The 15,552-nt window shown below is 69.4% G+C and carries 12 protein-coding genes; 4 read left to right on the forward strand and 8 right to left on the reverse strand.

The annotated features are described in order from the left end of the window. The first annotated feature begins 93 nt into the window (after window positions 1-93). Window positions 94-1,368, forward strand: a complete 1,275-nt coding sequence (locus AS25_RS01885) for a YkvI family membrane protein (RefSeq protein WP_035960811.1) — start codon at window positions 94-96, stop codon at window positions 1,366-1,368. A gap of 138 nt (window positions 1,369-1,506) precedes the next feature. Here the strand turns inward: AS25_RS01885 and AS25_RS01890 are convergent, their stop codons facing one another. The 3 genes from AS25_RS01890 to ilvD all read right to left on the reverse strand — a co-directional run bounded on the left by AS25_RS01890 (window position 1,507) and on the right by ilvD (window position 6,683). Further along, entirely contained in the window at window positions 1,507-2,994 is a 1,488-nt protein-coding gene (locus AS25_RS01890; RefSeq protein ID WP_035960813.1) for an alanine/glycine:cation symporter family protein, read from the reverse strand. Between the two features lie 130 nt (window positions 2,995-3,124). Continuing rightward, on the reverse strand, window positions 3,125-4,804 hold the full coding sequence (locus tag AS25_RS01895; RefSeq protein WP_084117950.1) for an amino acid permease: 1,680 nt from the start codon (window positions 4,802-4,804) through the stop codon (window positions 3,125-3,127). Window positions 4,805-4,844: 40 nt separating this feature from the next. Then, complete coding sequence (gene ilvD / locus AS25_RS01900) at window positions 4,845-6,683, reverse strand: dihydroxy-acid dehydratase (RefSeq protein WP_035960815.1); 1,839 nt, start codon at window positions 6,681-6,683, stop codon at window positions 4,845-4,847. Window positions 6,684-6,947: 264 nt separating this feature from the next. Here ilvD and AS25_RS01905 point away from each other — a divergent pair, with 264 nt between their 5' ends. Then, entirely contained in the window at window positions 6,948-8,474 is a 1,527-nt protein-coding gene (locus tag AS25_RS01905; protein WP_035960816.1) for a gluconokinase, read from the forward strand. Between the two features lie 123 nt (window positions 8,475-8,597). Here AS25_RS01905 and bioD read toward each other — a convergent pair whose 3' ends face one another. Genes bioD through bioB form a run of 4 tightly spaced genes read right to left on the reverse strand, consistent with a single transcriptional unit; the run spans window position 8,598 to window position 13,219 of the window. After that, entirely contained in the window at window positions 8,598-9,314 is a 717-nt protein-coding gene (gene bioD, locus AS25_RS01910; protein WP_035960817.1) for a dethiobiotin synthase, read from the reverse strand. Further along, on the reverse strand, window positions 9,311-10,585 hold the full coding sequence (locus AS25_RS01915; RefSeq protein WP_084117951.1) for an 8-amino-7-oxononanoate synthase: 1,275 nt from the start codon (window positions 10,583-10,585) through the stop codon (window positions 9,311-9,313). Before AS25_RS01915 ends, bioD begins: the two co-directional genes overlap by 4 nt. Further along, entirely contained in the window at window positions 10,582-11,943 is a 1,362-nt protein-coding gene (gene bioA / locus AS25_RS01920) for an adenosylmethionine--8-amino-7-oxononanoate transaminase (protein WP_035960818.1), read from the reverse strand. The genes AS25_RS01915 and bioA overlap by 4 nt, the downstream gene beginning before the upstream one ends. Then, window positions 11,936-13,219 carry a biotin synthase BioB gene (gene bioB, locus AS25_RS01925; protein WP_035960819.1) on the reverse strand — a complete coding sequence of 428 codons (1,284 nt, stop codon included), beginning with the start codon at window positions 13,217-13,219 and terminating at the stop codon, window positions 11,936-11,938. Before bioB ends, bioA begins: the two co-directional genes overlap by 8 nt. Window positions 13,220-13,336: 117 nt before the next feature. On the opposite strand from bioB, the gene AS25_RS01930 reads away from it, so the two are divergent. Together AS25_RS01930 and AS25_RS01935 are read left to right on the forward strand one after the other, a co-directional pair. After that, on the forward strand, window positions 13,337-13,966 hold the full coding sequence (locus AS25_RS01930; RefSeq protein WP_035960820.1) for a TetR family transcriptional regulator: 630 nt from the start codon (window positions 13,337-13,339) through the stop codon (window positions 13,964-13,966). Then, on the forward strand, window positions 13,963-14,457 hold the full coding sequence (locus AS25_RS01935; RefSeq protein ID WP_035960822.1) for a GNAT family N-acetyltransferase: 495 nt from the start codon (window positions 13,963-13,965) through the stop codon (window positions 14,455-14,457). The genes AS25_RS01930 and AS25_RS01935 overlap by 4 nt, the downstream gene beginning before the upstream one ends. On the opposite strand, the gene AS25_RS01940 is transcribed toward AS25_RS01935, so the two are convergent. After that, a complete protein-coding gene (locus tag AS25_RS01940) occupies window positions 14,454-15,416 on the reverse strand; it encodes a LysR family transcriptional regulator (protein WP_084117952.1) in 963 nt (320 codons plus the stop codon). The genes AS25_RS01935 and AS25_RS01940 overlap by 4 nt on opposite strands. Window positions 15,417-15,552 lie beyond the last annotated feature (136 nt).

The following is a 15,552-nucleotide window of genomic DNA, read 5'->3' on the forward strand; positions in this document are numbered from 1 at the left end:
GACGAGCCCACTCTCTATGCTTGACCGGTGGAGAAGGCCCAGGATGTGATCCGAGCCACATGAGAACCGTCCGACCCCCGAGGAGTTGCTCCCGTGTCCGCCAAGAAAACCCTGCAAGTCACCCTGGCCTTCGTGGGCCTGCTGGTGGGTGCCGGTTTCGCCACCGGTCAAGAAGTCATCCAGTACTTCATCTCGTTCGGTGTCTGGGGGCTGGCCGGCGCGGTGGTCTCGGGGATCCTGATGATCGCCGCGGGTGCCGTGATCATCCACATCGGCAGCTACTTCCTGGCGGACGAGCACCGCCGGGTCTTCCGGTCCGTTTCCTCGCCCGTGGTGTCCCGGTTCCTGGACATCGCGGTGAGCCTGACCCTGCTGGCCATGGGCATCGTGATGCTCGCCGGCGCGGGTTCCACACTGGAACAACAGTTCGGGCTGCCCGCGTGGATCGGTTCGGCCATCATGGTGATGCTCGTGATGGTCACGGGGCTGCTCAACGTCAACAAGGTCACCAACATCATCTCGGCGGTCACCCCGGCGATCTTCGTGGCCGTGATCGTGGCGTTCGGCTACACCCTGACCAAGCTCCCCGTGGATCTCGGATCGCTGCACGAGCTCGCGGTGCAGGCGGACTCCCCCGTGAGCCCGTGGTGGCTGTCCGCGATCAACTACACGTGCATGGCCCTGATGCTGGGCGTGTCCATGTCCCTGGTAATCGGCGGCAACGCCCTCAACCCGCGCGATGCCGGCTGGGGCGGGCTGCTGGGCGGCGTGGTCTACACCGTTCTGCTGGCCATGAACGCCTTCGCCCTACTCGTGAACTTCGATACCGTGGGCGGCTCCGAGGTGCCCATGCTCCAGCTCTTCCAGACCATGCACCCGTGGGCCGCACTCGGGATGGTTGTGGTGACGTTCGTGATGATCTACAACACGACCATCAGCATGTTCTACGCCCTGGGTCGCCGGGTGACCGTCAACCACCGCCACCGTTACGTCCCGATCTTCCTGGGCCTGTGCGCGGTGGGTTACATGGTGAGCCTCGTGGGCTTCGGCACCCTGATGAGCGTGGTCTACCCGATCATCGGGTACGTGGGCATGGTCCTGGTGGTCGTCATGCTGTGGTGGTGGTTCCGCCACCGCGAGGACATCAGCGTGGAGGCCGGGCGCCGCAACCGGATCCGCGCCCTGCTGACCAAGCGTCGCGCGCAGGACAAGGAGTTCTCCGAGTTCAACGAGCACCAGCTCCGGGACGCGGCCCACGATTCCCCCGCGGACGACGACGCCCTCACCGGCGCGATCGACACCCAGGTCCAGCAGGATCTCGCGGACGGCTCGGACGATTCCGCGACCCCCTCGCCCGGGCGCGGCTGAGCGGCCACGCCGCGCGGTCCCAGGGGGCGGCGTCGTCCGCGCGGCCGCCGCGCACCGACGGCGACCTGCGCGCGGGAACGACAGCGGCGTCGTCGCCCCTGCAATAAGCCGGGGACGACGACGCCGCGTACGGGTCGATCAGCGCCGCGCCCCGTTCTTCTGGTTGGCGCGCTGCTCCCAGAACACGGGGAGCGTGACGGTGTCCGTGCCGTCCCAGGCGGAGAGACCGGTGATCCCCGGGACGTCCCCGGCCTTGAACACGGGCTCCACCCCGGCCTTGCGCTGCTCCATGTAGTTGGCCAGCACCTTGGCGGCGACGCCCGCGAGCATGCACAACGCGATCAGGTTCAGCGTGGCCATGAAGGCCATGAACAGGTCCGCGAGGGACCATACGAGGTCCAGCGCGAGCATGGCACCCAGGAACACGCACACGAGCACGGCGAAGCCGTAGATGTTCATGGCCGCACGGGACTTGGTCATGAAGCGGATGTTGGACTCGCCGTAGTAGTAGTTGCCGATCACGGAGGACCACGCGAACAGGAAGATCGCCACGGTCAGGAAGTGCACGGCCCAGTCACCCAGCTGCATGCCCAGCGCGCTCTGCGTGAGGGAGGCGCCCTGGCGTTCGTCGCCGAACGTGGGGTTGGAGAGCAGCACGATGAACGCGGTGATCGAGCACACGAGCATGGTGTCGAAGAACACGCCCAGGGACTGCACGAAGCCCTGCTTGGCCGGGTGGGAGATGGACGCGGTGGCGCCGGCGTTCGGGGCGGAGCCCATGCCGGCCTCGTTGGAGAACAGGCCGCGCTTCATGCCCTGGATGATCACACCGATCAGACCACCCGTGATGAACTCGCGGATGCCGAAGGCCCCCTGAATGATCATGCCGAACATGGCGGGGATCTCGGTGATGTTCAGGACAACCACGAGCAGCCCCAGCACCAGGTACAGCACGGCCATCACGGGCACGAGGATCTGGGTCACCGCGGAGATGGAGCGGATGCCGCCGAAGATCACCAGGGCGGTGATGACCACCAGCGCCAGACCCAACACCACGCGCAGCCACATGTTCTGGCCCTCGGTGACGTCCACGTTGAAGGAGCCGGCCACGGCGTCCACGATCGAGTTGGACTGCACGGAGTTGAACACGAAGCCGTAGGTCACGGTGATGATGACCGCGAAGAGCACGCCCATCCAGCGCTTGTTGAGCCCGCGCTCCATGTAGTACGCCGGGCCGCCCACGTAGCCGTCCGACGTCTTGACCTTGTAGAGCTGGCCCAGCAGGGACTCCACGAACGCGCTGGCCGCGCCGATCGCGGCGATGATCCACATCCAGAACACGGCACCGGGTCCGCCCAGGGTGATGGCAATGGCCACACCTGCGATGTTGCCCGTGCCCACGCGGGCCGCGGCGGAGACCGTGAACGCGCGGAACGAGGAGATGCCTTTGCGCCCGTCCTCCTCACCGGCCGGATCGGTGAGCACCCGGAACATCTCGGGGATGCCGCGCAGCTGGATGGCCTTGGTGCGGACGGTCAGGTACAACCCCACACCGATCAGGATCGCGAAGACGACGTACCAGATGTAGCCGCCCAGCGTTCCCACGAGTTCTGTCAACGCCTCCATGTGATTCCCCGGAATTCTGCCTCGAGACGGTTCCGGCCGCTGCGCAGTGGTCAACGGGGAACCAAGTGTCTGATGTGTGCTGTTGCACCGATCTAGGTCACAGTAACGGAAACCGGGCCCTCAGTGGGTGTCAGCGGGACGTGTCAGGGCCCTGGTGTCCCGGGCCTTGGTGTCCCGGGTCTTGGTGTCCCGGGGGCGGCGTCGTGGCACCGGCGGTGGAACCCGGTCCGGGGACCCGGTGCAGGGATGCCGTGGAGGTCGTGGACCCGGAACCCGTGGAGTTCTCCCGGCCCACCGGGCGGAACGCCCCCACCACGGGCCGCTCCGCGAGCACCGGGAACGCCCCCGTGAAGCCCTCGCGTTCGGCGGCGATCTCGCGCACCCTGCCCCGCACCACGAACCACCCGATCACCAGGATCGGGATCAGCACCAGGGAGGACGCCAGGGTGAAGGTGCCCACGGGATAGTCCACGGCCATCAATACGAGCACGCCCGCGAGGAAGAACATGGTCAGCCAGTTGGTGAACGGCGCCAGCGGTGCCCGGTAGGTCGGGCGGTTGTAGAAGCCCTTCCGCGCCAGGGAGACGTACCGCTGGTGGGACAGCGAGATCGCGGCCCAGCCCGCCATGGTGCCCAGTGCCGCGAGGTTCAGCACGATCTCGAATGCCTGCTCCGGCACCACGAAGTTCAGCCCCACACCGAGCACGGCCACCCCGGCGGTCAACAGGATGCCACCATACGGAACACCCGACGAGGACAGCTTGCCCGTGAACCTCGGGGCGGAACCGGCCTGTGCCATGGAATGGACGATGCGCCCGGTGGAGTAGAGGCCCGCGTTGAGCGAGGACAGTGCCGCGGTGATCACCACGAGCTGCATGATGGGCCCCGCCGCGTCCACGCCGATGGACGAGAAGAACGTGACGAACGGGCTCTCGGTGGCGCTGTAGGCGGTGTAGGGCAGCAGCAGGCACAACAGCAGGACGGAGCCCACGTAGAACACCGCGATCCGCAGGATCACCGTGTTGATGGCCCGGGGGATGACCTTCTCCGCGTTGCGGGTCTCCCCGGACGTGGTGCCCACGAGCTCGATGCCGGCGTACGCGAACACCACACCCTGCACCACGATGAGCGCCGGCAGCACGCCGGCCGGGAAGAGCCCCCCGTTGTCCCGGATGAGGGAGAACCCCACCTCGGAACCGGTGGGCGTGCCGAAGAGCACGAAGAACGTGCCGATGACCAGGAAGACCACCAGGGCCAGGACCTTAATCAGAGAGAACCAGAACTCCAGCTCGCCGAACACCTTGACCGAGACCAGATTCAGCGACACCACCAGGACCACCACGATCAATGCGAGGATCCACTGCGGGATCCCCGCCACGAACGCGCTGTACTGACCGAACCACTTGATGTAGATCGCGATGGCCGTGGCATCCGCGACCGCTGTCATGGCCCAGTTCAGCCAGTACAACCACCCGGAGACGTACGCGGCCTTCTCGCCGTAGAACTCACGGGCGTAGGAGACGAACGAACCGGAGGACGGCCGGTGCACCACGAGTTCGCCCAGTGAGCGCAGGATCAGGTAGCCGAAGAAACCGCACACCGCGTACAGCAGGAACAGGGACGGACCGGCCTGCTCCAAACGGCCACCGGCTCCCAGGAACAGCCCGGTCCCGATCGCGCTGCCGATCGCGATCATCTGCAACTGGCGGGCGCCCAGCCCCTTGTGGAACCCCGCCGTCTCGTCCTCGAAGCGCCGCCGCAGGATGTGCTTCTCCTGGGCCTCGGTCAGCCGCGGGCCATTCTGGGACATGCCTGTTCCCTTCGTCCTGACCGCCCGGGTCGGACCGTCCTCAGTCCTCCACGACGCGCACTGCGCCCTTGTCCGCGGAGGTCACCATGGAAGCGTACGCCCGCAGCGCCTTGGACACGCGACGTTCACGCGGCTTGGTGGGCTTCCAGGGGGCGTCACCCTTCTCCTGGCGACGGCGCGCGAGCTCGGCGTCGTCCACGTTGACCCGCAGCACGCGGTTCTCCACGTCGATCTCGATCTCGTCACCGTGCTCGATGAGACCCACGGCACCGCCGGCCGCGGCCTCCGGGGAGATGTGACCGATCGAGATCCCGGAGGTGCCCCCGGAGAAGCGGCCGTCCGTGATGAGCGCGCACTTCTTGCCGAGCCCCAGGCCCTTGAGGTAGCTCGTGGGGTACAGCATCTCCTGCATGCCCGGTCCGCCCTTGGGTCCCTCGTAGGCGATGACGACGATGTCCCCCTCCTTCACGTTCTTGGAGAGGATCTCGTGCACGGCCTCGTCCTGGGACTCCACCACGAAGGCCCGGCCGGTGAAGTGGAACAGGTCGGGGTCGATCCCGGCGGTCTTGATCACCGCGCCGTCCTCGGCGATGTTGCCGAACAGCACGCAGAGCCCACCCTCCTTGGTGTAGGCGTTCACCACGGAGCGGATGCAGCCCTCGGCGTCGTCGGTGTCGTGGGACTCGTACTCGTTGGCCTGGGAGAACGCCTGGGTGGTGCGCACCCCGCCGGGCGCGGCCAGGAAGAACTCGCGGGCGGCGTCCGAGGCCTTGCCGGAGCGGATGTCCCACTCGTCCAGCCACTCACCCATGGTCTGGGAGTGCACGGTGTGCACGTCCTCGTCCAGTAGCCCGCCGCGGCGCAGTTCACCCAGGATCGCGGGGATACCGCCGGCGCGGTGGACGTGTTCGATGTGGTACTTGGTGGAGTTCGGTGCCACCTTGGCCAGGCACGGGACCTTCCGGGACAGCGCGTCGATGTCCGAGAGGTTGAAGTCCACCTCGGCCTCCTGCGCGGCGGCCAGGATGTGCAACACCGTGTTGGTGGAACCGCCCATGGCGATGTCCAGGGCCATGGCGTTGCGGAACGCCGCCTTGGTCGCGATGTTGCGGGGCAGCACGGAGTCGTCGTCCTGCTCGTAGTAGCGCTTGGCGGATTCCACGATCCGCCGCCCGGCCTCCAGGAACAACCGCTTGCGGTTCACGTGCGTGGCCAGCGTGGTGCCGTTGCCGGGCAGGGACAGACCCAGGGCCTCGGTCAGGCAGTTCATGGAGTTGGCGGTGAACATCCCGGAGCACGAACCGCACGTGGGGCACGCGTTCTCCTCGATCTGGGCCAGCTGCGCGTCCGTGATGGACTCGTCCACGGCCAGGGCCATGGCGTCCACGAGGTCCACGCGGTGCTCCACCACGCCCTCCACGCCCTCACCGGATTCCATGGGGCCGCCGGAGACGAAGACCACGGGAATGTTCAGACGCAGCGCGGCCATGAGCATGCCGGGGGTGATCTTGTCGCAGTTGGAGATGCACACCAGGGCGTCCGCGCAGTGCGCGTTGACCATGTACTCCACGGAGTCGGCGATGATGTCACGCGACGGCAGGGAGTAGAGCATGCCGTCGTGACCCATGGCGATGCCGTCGTCCACGGCGATCGTGTTGAACTCCTTGGCCACACCGCCGGCCTCGCGCACCGCGGAGGCCACGAGCTCCCCCATGTTCTTCAGGTGCACGTGACCGGGGACGAACTGCGTGAAGGAGTTCGCGATCGCGATGATCGGCTTGCCGAAGTCCTCGCTGCCCATGCCGGTGGCGCGCCAGAGGGCGCGGGCACCCGCCATGTTCCGACCGGTGGTGGACGTTGCTGAACGTAGCTGCGGCACTGTGACCCCTTCCCGAAGGCTGGACCGGGACGTGGACGGCGCGAAATGCGCCGCCTCCCGGCAAAAAGTGTTCCCCCCAGGATACGCGCGGCCCCGACACAGTTTTCACATAGCAGACAGTCGTCTCACCATGCGGGACGAGATGACGACGACGCCGCCGTCCGTCCCGCGCGTCCCGGGCCCCGGCGCCGTCGTCCGGCGAGCGCACACCGGGCCCGTCCCTAGACTGGGAGGACGGTACGACCGCGAAGGAGCAGGACGCAGATGGGCAAGCACAAGAACACACCGCGCCCGGACGACGGCGTGGACTTCGCCGTGGAACTGGACCGGGCGCAGGACCCCCTGGTGATGACCCTGGACATCGGCTCCACCGCCACGCGCGGCTCCGTGCACGACGCCACCGGGACCCCCGTGCGCGGGTACCGCCACAAGATCCCCCACGAATTCACTACCGCTGCGGACGGCACCTCCGTGATCGACCCGGACCAGGTGGTGGACGAGATCCGCGAGATCCTGGACGTGGTGTGCGACCGGAAGGAGCTCGCGGGGCGGGTGCGCGGCGTCGGCCTGGATTCCTTTGCGTCTTCCCTGGTGGGTGTGGACGCGAACGGCGACCCCGTGACCGAGTGCTTCACCTACGCCGACTCACGGTGCGCGCCGCAGCTGAAACAACTGCGCGAGGAACTCGAGGAACGCCAGGTCCAGCAGACCGTGGGCGCGCGCCTGCACACGAGCTACCTGGCCCCGCGATTCCGGTGGCTCGCCGAGACGCGCCCCGAGGACTTCGAGGCCGCAGAGCGCTGGCTGAGCATCGGCGAGTACGTGTGGCTGCGTCTGCTCGGCACCACCGCCACGGGCACCGCGACCGCCGCGTGGACGGGGCTGCTCAACCGCCGTTCGGGCAACTGGGACCGGCGGATGCTCAAGGCCGCCGGCATCTCCGCCGACGTGCTCTCCCCGATCCTCGAACCCCACGAGCCGCTGTCGGACGTGGACCCGGAGCGCACCGCGCGCTGGCAGGGGCTCGCGGACGCGCAGTGGTTCGCGCCCGTGGCGGACGGGCTGTGCGCCAACCTGGGGGTGGGCGGTTCGGACGAGCACACGATCGTCGCGTCCGCGGCGACCTCCGGCGCCATGCGGGTCCTGCTGCACCACCGCCCCCAGGACATCCCGCCGGGGCTGTGGTGCTACCGCATCGACTCCTCCCGGTGCCTGCTGGGCGGCGCCCTCAACGACGTGGGCCGCGCCGTGAGCTGGTTGCTCGACACCCTCGCACTCGACGACGCCGTGCTCGACGAGATCGCCGCCGCGGACCCCTCCCCCGACACCCCCGGGGTGCTCCCCTTCCTGACCGGGGAACGCTCCACGGGGTGGGCGGGCAGTGCACGGGCGGTGTTCGCGGATGTCTCCGCTTCCACGGACGCCTCCGCGATGGCCCGCGGGATGCTCGAGGGGATCGCCGGTTCCTACCGGAGGGTCTCGGACGAGCTGGAACGGGCCGCCACGGACGTGGAGCGGATCGTGGCGGCGGGCCGGGTCACCCAGGAGCTGCCGTCCTGGTTACAGATCCTGGGCGACTACCTGGGCACACCCGTGATCCACCAGACCATCAAGCGGTCCACGTGCCGCGGCAACGCCCTGCTCATGCTGGAGTCACTCGCCCCGGACGTGGAGCGCTCCTCCCCGGAACCCGCGGGGACGTACACGCCTCGCGACTCCGCGGAGGAGTACTACCGGGGTGTCCACGACCGTTTCGAGCGGCTGTATGGGGCGGTGGTGGAGGGCTCGTGAGGCCCGCCCACGTGCGCCACCGACCCGGCCCACCCCTGTTCCGGTGATGTTCTAGTGGAGCAAAAACATCCCGGACCACCGAAAACCTGCTTTAGCTGAGTAAAAGCAAGGGGTGGGCCGCCTTCAGCTCGGGTCGTCGTTCCACCCGGCGGGGACCGCACCTAGTAACGGGATCCACCGACCGCCCACATCCGGCAGGGCCGCCAGGTAGTCCCGGTTGGATTCCTGCACCGGATCGGGGTGAGCCGGCCAGGATCCCAGCACGACCCCCGACACCCGCACGCCCCGGTGGTGCAGGGCCTCCAACGTCAGCAGGGTGTGGTTCAGGGTTCCCAGGTCCGGGCGGGTCACCACGACCGTCCCGACCTCGTCCCCCGCGCGACCCTGCAGCTCCCGCGCCAGATCCGCGATCGTGTGCCGCTGCCCATCCAGCTCCACGAGCACCCCACCGCTGCCCTCCACGAGCACGAGGTCGTGGGATTCCTGTAATTCCATGACCCGCTCCACGTGCGCGGTGATCGGTAGGAGATCCACCCCGTCGATCGCCGCCGCGGGAGGCGGGGCCATGGGTTCGGTGAGCCGCTGTCCCTCCACCACGGTGAGCGCAGCAGTCGGCACACCTGCGGTGCCAGCCAGCCGAGCGACGTCGTCAACATCCCCCGGATCGTCCCCGCGCATGCCGGTCTGTTGGGGCTTGTAGACCGCGATCCGTTGGACTCCGGAGGACCACGCGGCCACCGCGAGCGCCGCGGTCGTGTAGGTCTTGCCCACGTCCGTGTCCGTCCCCGTGACGATCGTGAGGCGGGGAAGGACCGCGCGGGCGAGGGGATTGCGATTCATGCGGTGACCTCCTGGACGGATGGCGTACCTCCATCGGCACCGGAACCCGGGGCCGGAACGAGTTGCGACGGTGCGATCCGACCGAGGCCGGCGTCCACCCCCGACATCGCCGGTTCCAGTGCGCTCAGAACCTCCCGCACCCGCTCCACCGCCTCCGACAATTCTTGTAATTCCATGTTCGCGCGCGCCGTGAGACGCAGCCTGCTGATGCCGTCCGGCACCGACGGCGGGCGGAAGCATCCCACCGCCACCCCACGCTCACGCAGGGTCCGGGCGGCGTCCACGGCGAGTTCCGCCGATCCCACGGGCACCGACTGCACCGCAGCGCGCGCGAGAGGCACGTCCAGCGCGCGGGCCACGAAGGCCGCGCGCTCGTGCAACCGGTCCGCAAGCTTGGGCCGCCCGAGGACGATCCGGGCGGCCTCCGCGGCGGCCGCGGCACTCGCCGGTGCGAGGGCGGTGTCGTACACGAACGGGCGCGCACGGTTGAGCAGGTGCTCGCGCAGCAGCTCGGACCCGATCACCGCCCCGCCCTGCGCGCCGAGCGCCTTGGACAGCGTCACGGTCAGGACAACGTGCGGTGCGCCCGCGAGACCGAGTTCGTGCACGAGCCCGCGGCCCCGACCGGCGACACCGATACCGTGGGCCTCGTCCACGAGCAACAACGCGTCGTGCGCGCGGCACACCCGCGCGAGCGCCTCGAGCGGTGCGTGGTCCCCCCAAACGGAGTACACGGATTCGACGACGACGATCGCCCGCGACTGCGACCGCTCCGCCAGCAGCTGCTCCACGTGGGCCACGTCCGAGTGTCGCGCGATCCGCACGGGCGAGCGGGACAACCGCGCACCGTCCACGAGGGAGGCCTGCACGTGGGCGTCCGAGACGATGAGGGTATCCGCGTCCCCCAGTGCCGTGAGCACACCCGTGTTCGCCGCGTACCCGCTCGAGAAGACCAGGGCCGCGGGCTGACCCGTGAGTTCGCACAGGGCATGTTCGAGCTCCTCGTGCACGGGCAATGTGCCCGTGACGAGGCGCGATGCCCGTGAACCGGTCCCGTACTCGTCCAGTGCGCGGTGCGCCGCGGCCGTGACGCGGGGGTCCCGTGACAGGCCCAGGTAGTCGTTGGACGCGAGGTCCACACACGGCCCTCGCATGGGCCGCAGTTCGCGCCGCAGCCCCTGCTCCTCGCGTTCCCGCGCCCGGTCACGGAGCCAGGTATCGAGGGGTCCCGCGGTGTTTCCCGCCGAAGCCGTGCCCGTTTCCGTGTTCATGCTCCGGCCTCCCCGGTGACGTCCCGGGCAGCGTGCAGGACGGCGCGGGCGATGCGTCGAGCGTCGTCGTCCGAACAGATATAGGGCGGCATCGCGTAGAGCAACCGACCGAAGGGCCGCAGCCACACCCCGTGCTCGAGGGCTGCGCGCGTCAACCGTGCGCTGTCCGGTGCGCGGTAGAACTCCACGACGCCCACCCCGCCGATCACCCGCACGTCCTCGACCGCGTCGAGTTCGGCGGCCGCGGGGAGGATCTCCCGGAAGGCGGTCTCCAGACGGGTGACGTCCCGGCGCCACGTGTCCCGAAGCATCCGTACGGATTGCAGGGCCACCGCGCACGCGAGCGGGTTGGCCATGAACGTGGGCCCGTGCATGAGGGCACGTTGCGGTGACGCCGTGATGACCGCCCCCACGGATCCGGACACCAGCACCGCGGCGAGGGTCATGTATCCGCCGGTCAGGGCCTTGCCCACGCACATCACGTCCGGGACCACCCCGGCCCACTCGCACGCGAACCACCGCCCGGTGCGTCCGAACCCGGTGGCAATCTCGTCCGCGATGAGCACGAGGTCCAGCTCGTCCGCGAGCTCCCGCAGGGCCCGCAGACAGCGCGGGTCGTACGTACGCATCCCGCCGGCTCCCTGCAGGACGGGTTCCACGATGACGCCCGCGAGCTCGTCCCGATGCGCCCGGGCCGTGGCGCGCACGTCCGCGATCCACCGCGCGACGTCCGCGTCCGACCCCACCCACTCGTGATCCTCCCCCGACGACGACGCCGCGGGTGGCGGTGCCACGAAGAGCTGCTCCGCCACGAGACCCGAGAACTCCGCGTGCATCCCACCCCCGGGATCGCACACGCTCATGGCCCCGGTGGTGTCACCGTGGTAGCCGCCGCGCACCGTGAGGATGCGCCGGCGCTGCGATCGACCGCGCGCCGCCTGGTACTGCACCGCGAGCTTCAGCGCGACCTCCACGCTCACCGACCCGGAGTCCGCGAAGAACACGTGCTGCAGTTCGGGAGGGGTGACCTCCACCAACAGTTCGGCCAACTCCACGGCCGGCCGGTGGGTGAGCCCGCCGAACATCACGTGCGCGAAGTCCCCGATCTGTTCCACGGCCGCGCGGTCCAACTCCGGGTTGCGGTACCCGTGCACCGCGCACCACCACGAGGCCATCCCGTCGATCGCCTCCACGCGCTCGCCGTCGGGCGTGACCAGCGTGAGCGTGACCCCCTGCGCGGCCGCCACGGTGTAGGGCGCGGGCCCGTCGAGCGCTTCGTAGGGGTGCCACAGCAGCCCCCGGTCCCGCGCCGCGAGGCTCGCGCAGGTCATACGCTCCCGGGTCGCGGTGTCAGGCATTGGGCGCCACCTCGGTCCCCGCACCACGACGCCGCACGGTCGGGTTCAGCGTCACCCGCACCCGGGTGCCCGGTTCCCGCTCCGGGAGGGGCTCACCCGAGGACAGCTGCGCGGCGACGGCCGGCGGGAGACCCGAACCCTTCGAGGCGGATCCGGGAGCGGGGGGAACGGGCCCCGCGGATGAGGTGACCTGGGCCGGGGAACCGGACGCAGCGGCGTCGTCGGCGGAACCGCATGGTGCGCAGGACCCTGCGGCCACGGACGGGTCCGCACCGGTGTGATCGGGTGCGGAGGGGCCGGCGCCCAGGACCGTGAACCCGGCGTCGGCGATCATGTCCAGGTCCGCCTGGGCCGCCTGACCCTCGGAGGTGAGGTAGTCGCCCAGGAACAGGGAGTTGACCACGTGCAACGCCAGGGGCTGCAGCGAGCGCAGGTGCATCTCCCGACCGCCGGCCATCCGGATCTCCTTGTCGGGGCACACGAAACGCACCACGGCCAGGATCGCCAGGCACTTGCGGGGATCGAGCTGCCACGTGCCCGCCAGGGGTGTGCCCTCGAACGGCATGAGGAAGTTGACCGGCACGGAGTCCGAGTCCAGCTCCCGCAGGGCGAACAGGGCTTCCACGAGCTGCTCGTCCGTCTCCCGCATGCCCACGATCAGACCCGAGCACGGGGAGAGACCGGCCTGCTTGGCGCGCTCCACGGTGGCCACGCGGTCCTGGTAGGTGTGGGTGGAACAGATGGAGGCGTAGTTGGACTCGGCGGTGTTGAGGTTGTGGTTGTAGGCGTCCACGCCCGCCTCACCCAGGGCTTCCGCCTGCCCGTCCTTGAGGATCCCGAGGCACGCGCAGACCTCCACGTCCGGGTGCTGATCCTTGAGCGCCGCCACGGTGCGCGTGACCGTGTCCACCTCACGGTTGGACGGGCCGCGACCGCTCGCCACGAGACACACCCGGCTGGCCCCGCCCTTGATCCCGTACTCGGCCTGCTCCACGGCCTGATCGGGACTCAACCACGAGTACTTGAGGATGTCGGTACCGGCGTTGAGGCGCTGCGAGCAGTAGCCGCAGTCCTCCGCGCACAGCCCGGACTTCAGGTTGACCAGGTAGTTCACCTTCACGGTCATGCCGAAGTGTTCGCGGCGCAGCCGTGCGGCGGCGGCCACGAGATCCAGCAGCTCGGAGTCGGGGGTGTGCAGGAGTTCGAGGGCTTCGCCCGGGGTCACCGGGTCACCGGCCAGGACGCGATCGGCCAGCTCAGCGGGGTTCTTGAACATTGTTCAATTATTGAACGCCGTTCAAGAAAGTCAATTCCCCGACGCCCGCTCCGCGCCGCACCGGCCGATCGGTAGAGTCACACGCAGCACCCGACCGAGCACCCCGAGAGGAGCGCCGTGGCCCTGAACCGCGATGACGTGGTGGATGCCGCGTGGCACATCCTGCAGAGCTACGGCCTGGGCGATCTCTCCATGCGCCGTCTGGCCAAGGAGCTCGGGGTCCAGCCCGGCGCCCTCTACTGGCACGTGGCCAACAAGCAGGAGCTCTTGGCGGTGCTCGCCCAGCGCATGGTCGCGCCGCTCGCCGCCGACCGCGCGGTTCACGACGACGCCGCTCCCCGCGCCGCCCGCCCGGCCGGTCACGACGGGGCGGCTCCAGGGCTCCCCGATGGTCGCCGCGCCGCGCCCGGCCACTTCGACCCCGCTCGGGTGGCCGCGGAATTCCGCCGACTGGTCCTCGCGGTGCGCGACGGCGCGGAGGTCGTCGGCGTGGCCCACGCCCTCGATCCGCTCGACCTGCCGCCGGTCCCGCTACTCGTTTCGACCCTGTCCGCCACGGGCCTCACGCAGCGGGTCGCCGAGGACACGGCCCTGACCCTGGTCCGGTTCGCACTGGGCTCCGTCACCGCTCAGCAGACCCGCGAGGCCATGGGGCTGCCCACCACTGACAGCGCTGCGCGGTTCGAGGCCGGACTGGCCCTGATCCTCGGTCGTGAGGCAGCACCCCACGAGAGGTCCGACCCATGACACGGCCCGCATTCACCATCCGCCTCCCCGAACCCGACGACGCTCCCGCCCTCGCCGCCGTCCACGTGCGTTCTTGGCGTGAGACGTACGCGGGCATGGTTCCGGAACGTTTCTACGACGAGGCGGCGCAGCGGCGTCGTCGCACCATGTGGGACGGACTCCTGCGCGATGAAGCCGGCCGGAGCGCGGTGCGCGTCGCGGAGGTGGCCGGACGGATCGTGGGCTTCGCCGCGGTCGGTGCACCGGAGGAGGCGCAACCGGCGCGGGAGACCGCGCTGCTCATGGTGTACGTCCTGCGCGAGCACCACGGCAGCGGAGCGGGACAGGCGTTGCTGGACGCCGTGCTGAGGACAGAGCCCGCGCAGCTGTGGGTCGCCGCGGCCAATGCGCGCGCCATCCGGTTCTACGAGCGCAATGGCTTCCGCGCGGACGGGACCGAGACGGTGGACCCGCGGTTGTCGGACCTGCGCGAGCTCAGGATGGTGCGCTAGCGCGCGAGTGCGTTGGCGCGCGAACCCCGGCGCTCGCCGCGGGGCCGCGCGCGACCGGTGCCGGCTGACGCGGCCAGCTCGTCCTTCATGTCCTCGACCGTCGCGCGGAGCGCATCCATCACGGCCTTCACCGCGGGGCGCTTCAACAGGTCCGGGCGGGAGACGGCCCAGTAGGACGCACGGAACGCGAACTCCTCCGGGAAGAGCCGCACGAGGTCCCCGGCGCGATCGGCCAGGTAGCACGGCAGCAGGCCGATCCCCGCCCCCGAGCGGGTCAGCTCCACGTGCACCATGGAGGACGTGGCCCCGATCGACTGGTGCATCCGCGGCAGGTGCCGCACGGGATCGATCAGCTCCGGGACGTCCTGCATCGACTCGATGAAGTAGAGCAGGGGGTGCTCCTGCAGCTGGGCGGGGGTCTCGATGGCCGGGTGGCGTTCCACGTACGCCGCGGACGCGTAGAGCCCCAGGAAGTAGTCCGCCAGGTGGAACGACTCGTTCCGGGAGACCTCCGGGCGCCCCACGACCACCTCCACGTCGATCCCCACGAGGTTGGCGCTCGGGCGGCGCGCCGCGTTGATCATCTCGAGTCGCACACCTGGGTGGGTCTCGGACAACCTGCGCATGGCCTCCCCCACGGCGATCCCGCCCAGACCGTCCGGGGCCAGGACCCGCACGAGCCCCCTCACCCCGCCGCCGGCACCGCCCGATTCCAGGGCGAGGGAATCGAGGGCCGTCTCGATGCCCTCGGCGGCGCTCACGAACTGCCGGCCGAGATCCGTGGGCTCCCACGCCCCGTCCGCGCGCACCAGCAGGCGGGCGCCCGCGGACTTCTCGAGCGCCGCGATCCTGCGGGACACCGTGGTGTGACTGATCCCCTGAGTGGCCGCGGCGCCCGAATAGGAACCGTGCCGCACCACGGACAGCAACAGGAGCAGGTTGTCCACTTCGCGCGTCATCAAACCCTCCGTGCGGCGTCGTGTATTGGCCGGCCGTCTGTGCATTTTTGCACGTACCCGGCCACGTTTTGGCCATTGAGCGCACGATCACCGCCCAGTAAGTTGGTGGCACCGCGCTGTGACCACCATCACATCG

The organism is Kocuria marina (assembly GCF_000786655.1).
Classification (GTDB): domain Bacteria; phylum Actinomycetota; class Actinomycetes; order Actinomycetales; family Micrococcaceae; genus Kocuria; species Kocuria marina_A.

Bases quoted from the DNA above. Each gene is read 5' to 3' on its own strand.
- AS25_RS01890 (WP_035960813.1), bottom strand. From the start codon at position 2,994: ATGGAGGCGTTGACAGAACTCGTGGGAACGCTGGGCGGCTACATCTGG.
- AS25_RS01895 (WP_084117950.1), bottom strand. From the start codon at position 4,804: ATGTCCCAGAATGGCCCGCGGCTGACCGAGGCCCAGGAGAAGCACATC.
- AS25_RS01905 (WP_035960816.1), top strand. From the start codon at position 6,948: ATGGGCAAGCACAAGAACACACCGCGCCCGGACGACGGCGTGGACTTC.
- bioD (WP_035960817.1), bottom strand. From the start codon at position 9,314: ATGAATCGCAATCCCCTCGCCCGCGCGGTCCTTCCCCGCCTCACGATC.
- AS25_RS01915 (WP_084117951.1), bottom strand. From the start codon at position 10,585: ATGAACACGGAAACGGGCACGGCTTCGGCGGGAAACACCGCGGGACCC.
- bioA (WP_035960818.1), bottom strand. From the start codon at position 11,943: ATGCCTGACACCGCGACCCGGGAGCGTATGACCTGCGCGAGCCTCGCG.
- bioB (WP_035960819.1), bottom strand. From the start codon at position 13,219: ATGTTCAAGAACCCCGCTGAGCTGGCCGATCGCGTCCTGGCCGGTGAC.
- AS25_RS01935 (WP_035960822.1), top strand. From the start codon at position 13,963: ATGACACGGCCCGCATTCACCATCCGCCTCCCCGAACCCGACGACGCT.
- AS25_RS01940 (WP_084117952.1), bottom strand. From the start codon at position 15,416: ATGACGCGCGAAGTGGACAACCTGCTCCTGTTGCTGTCCGTGGTGCGG.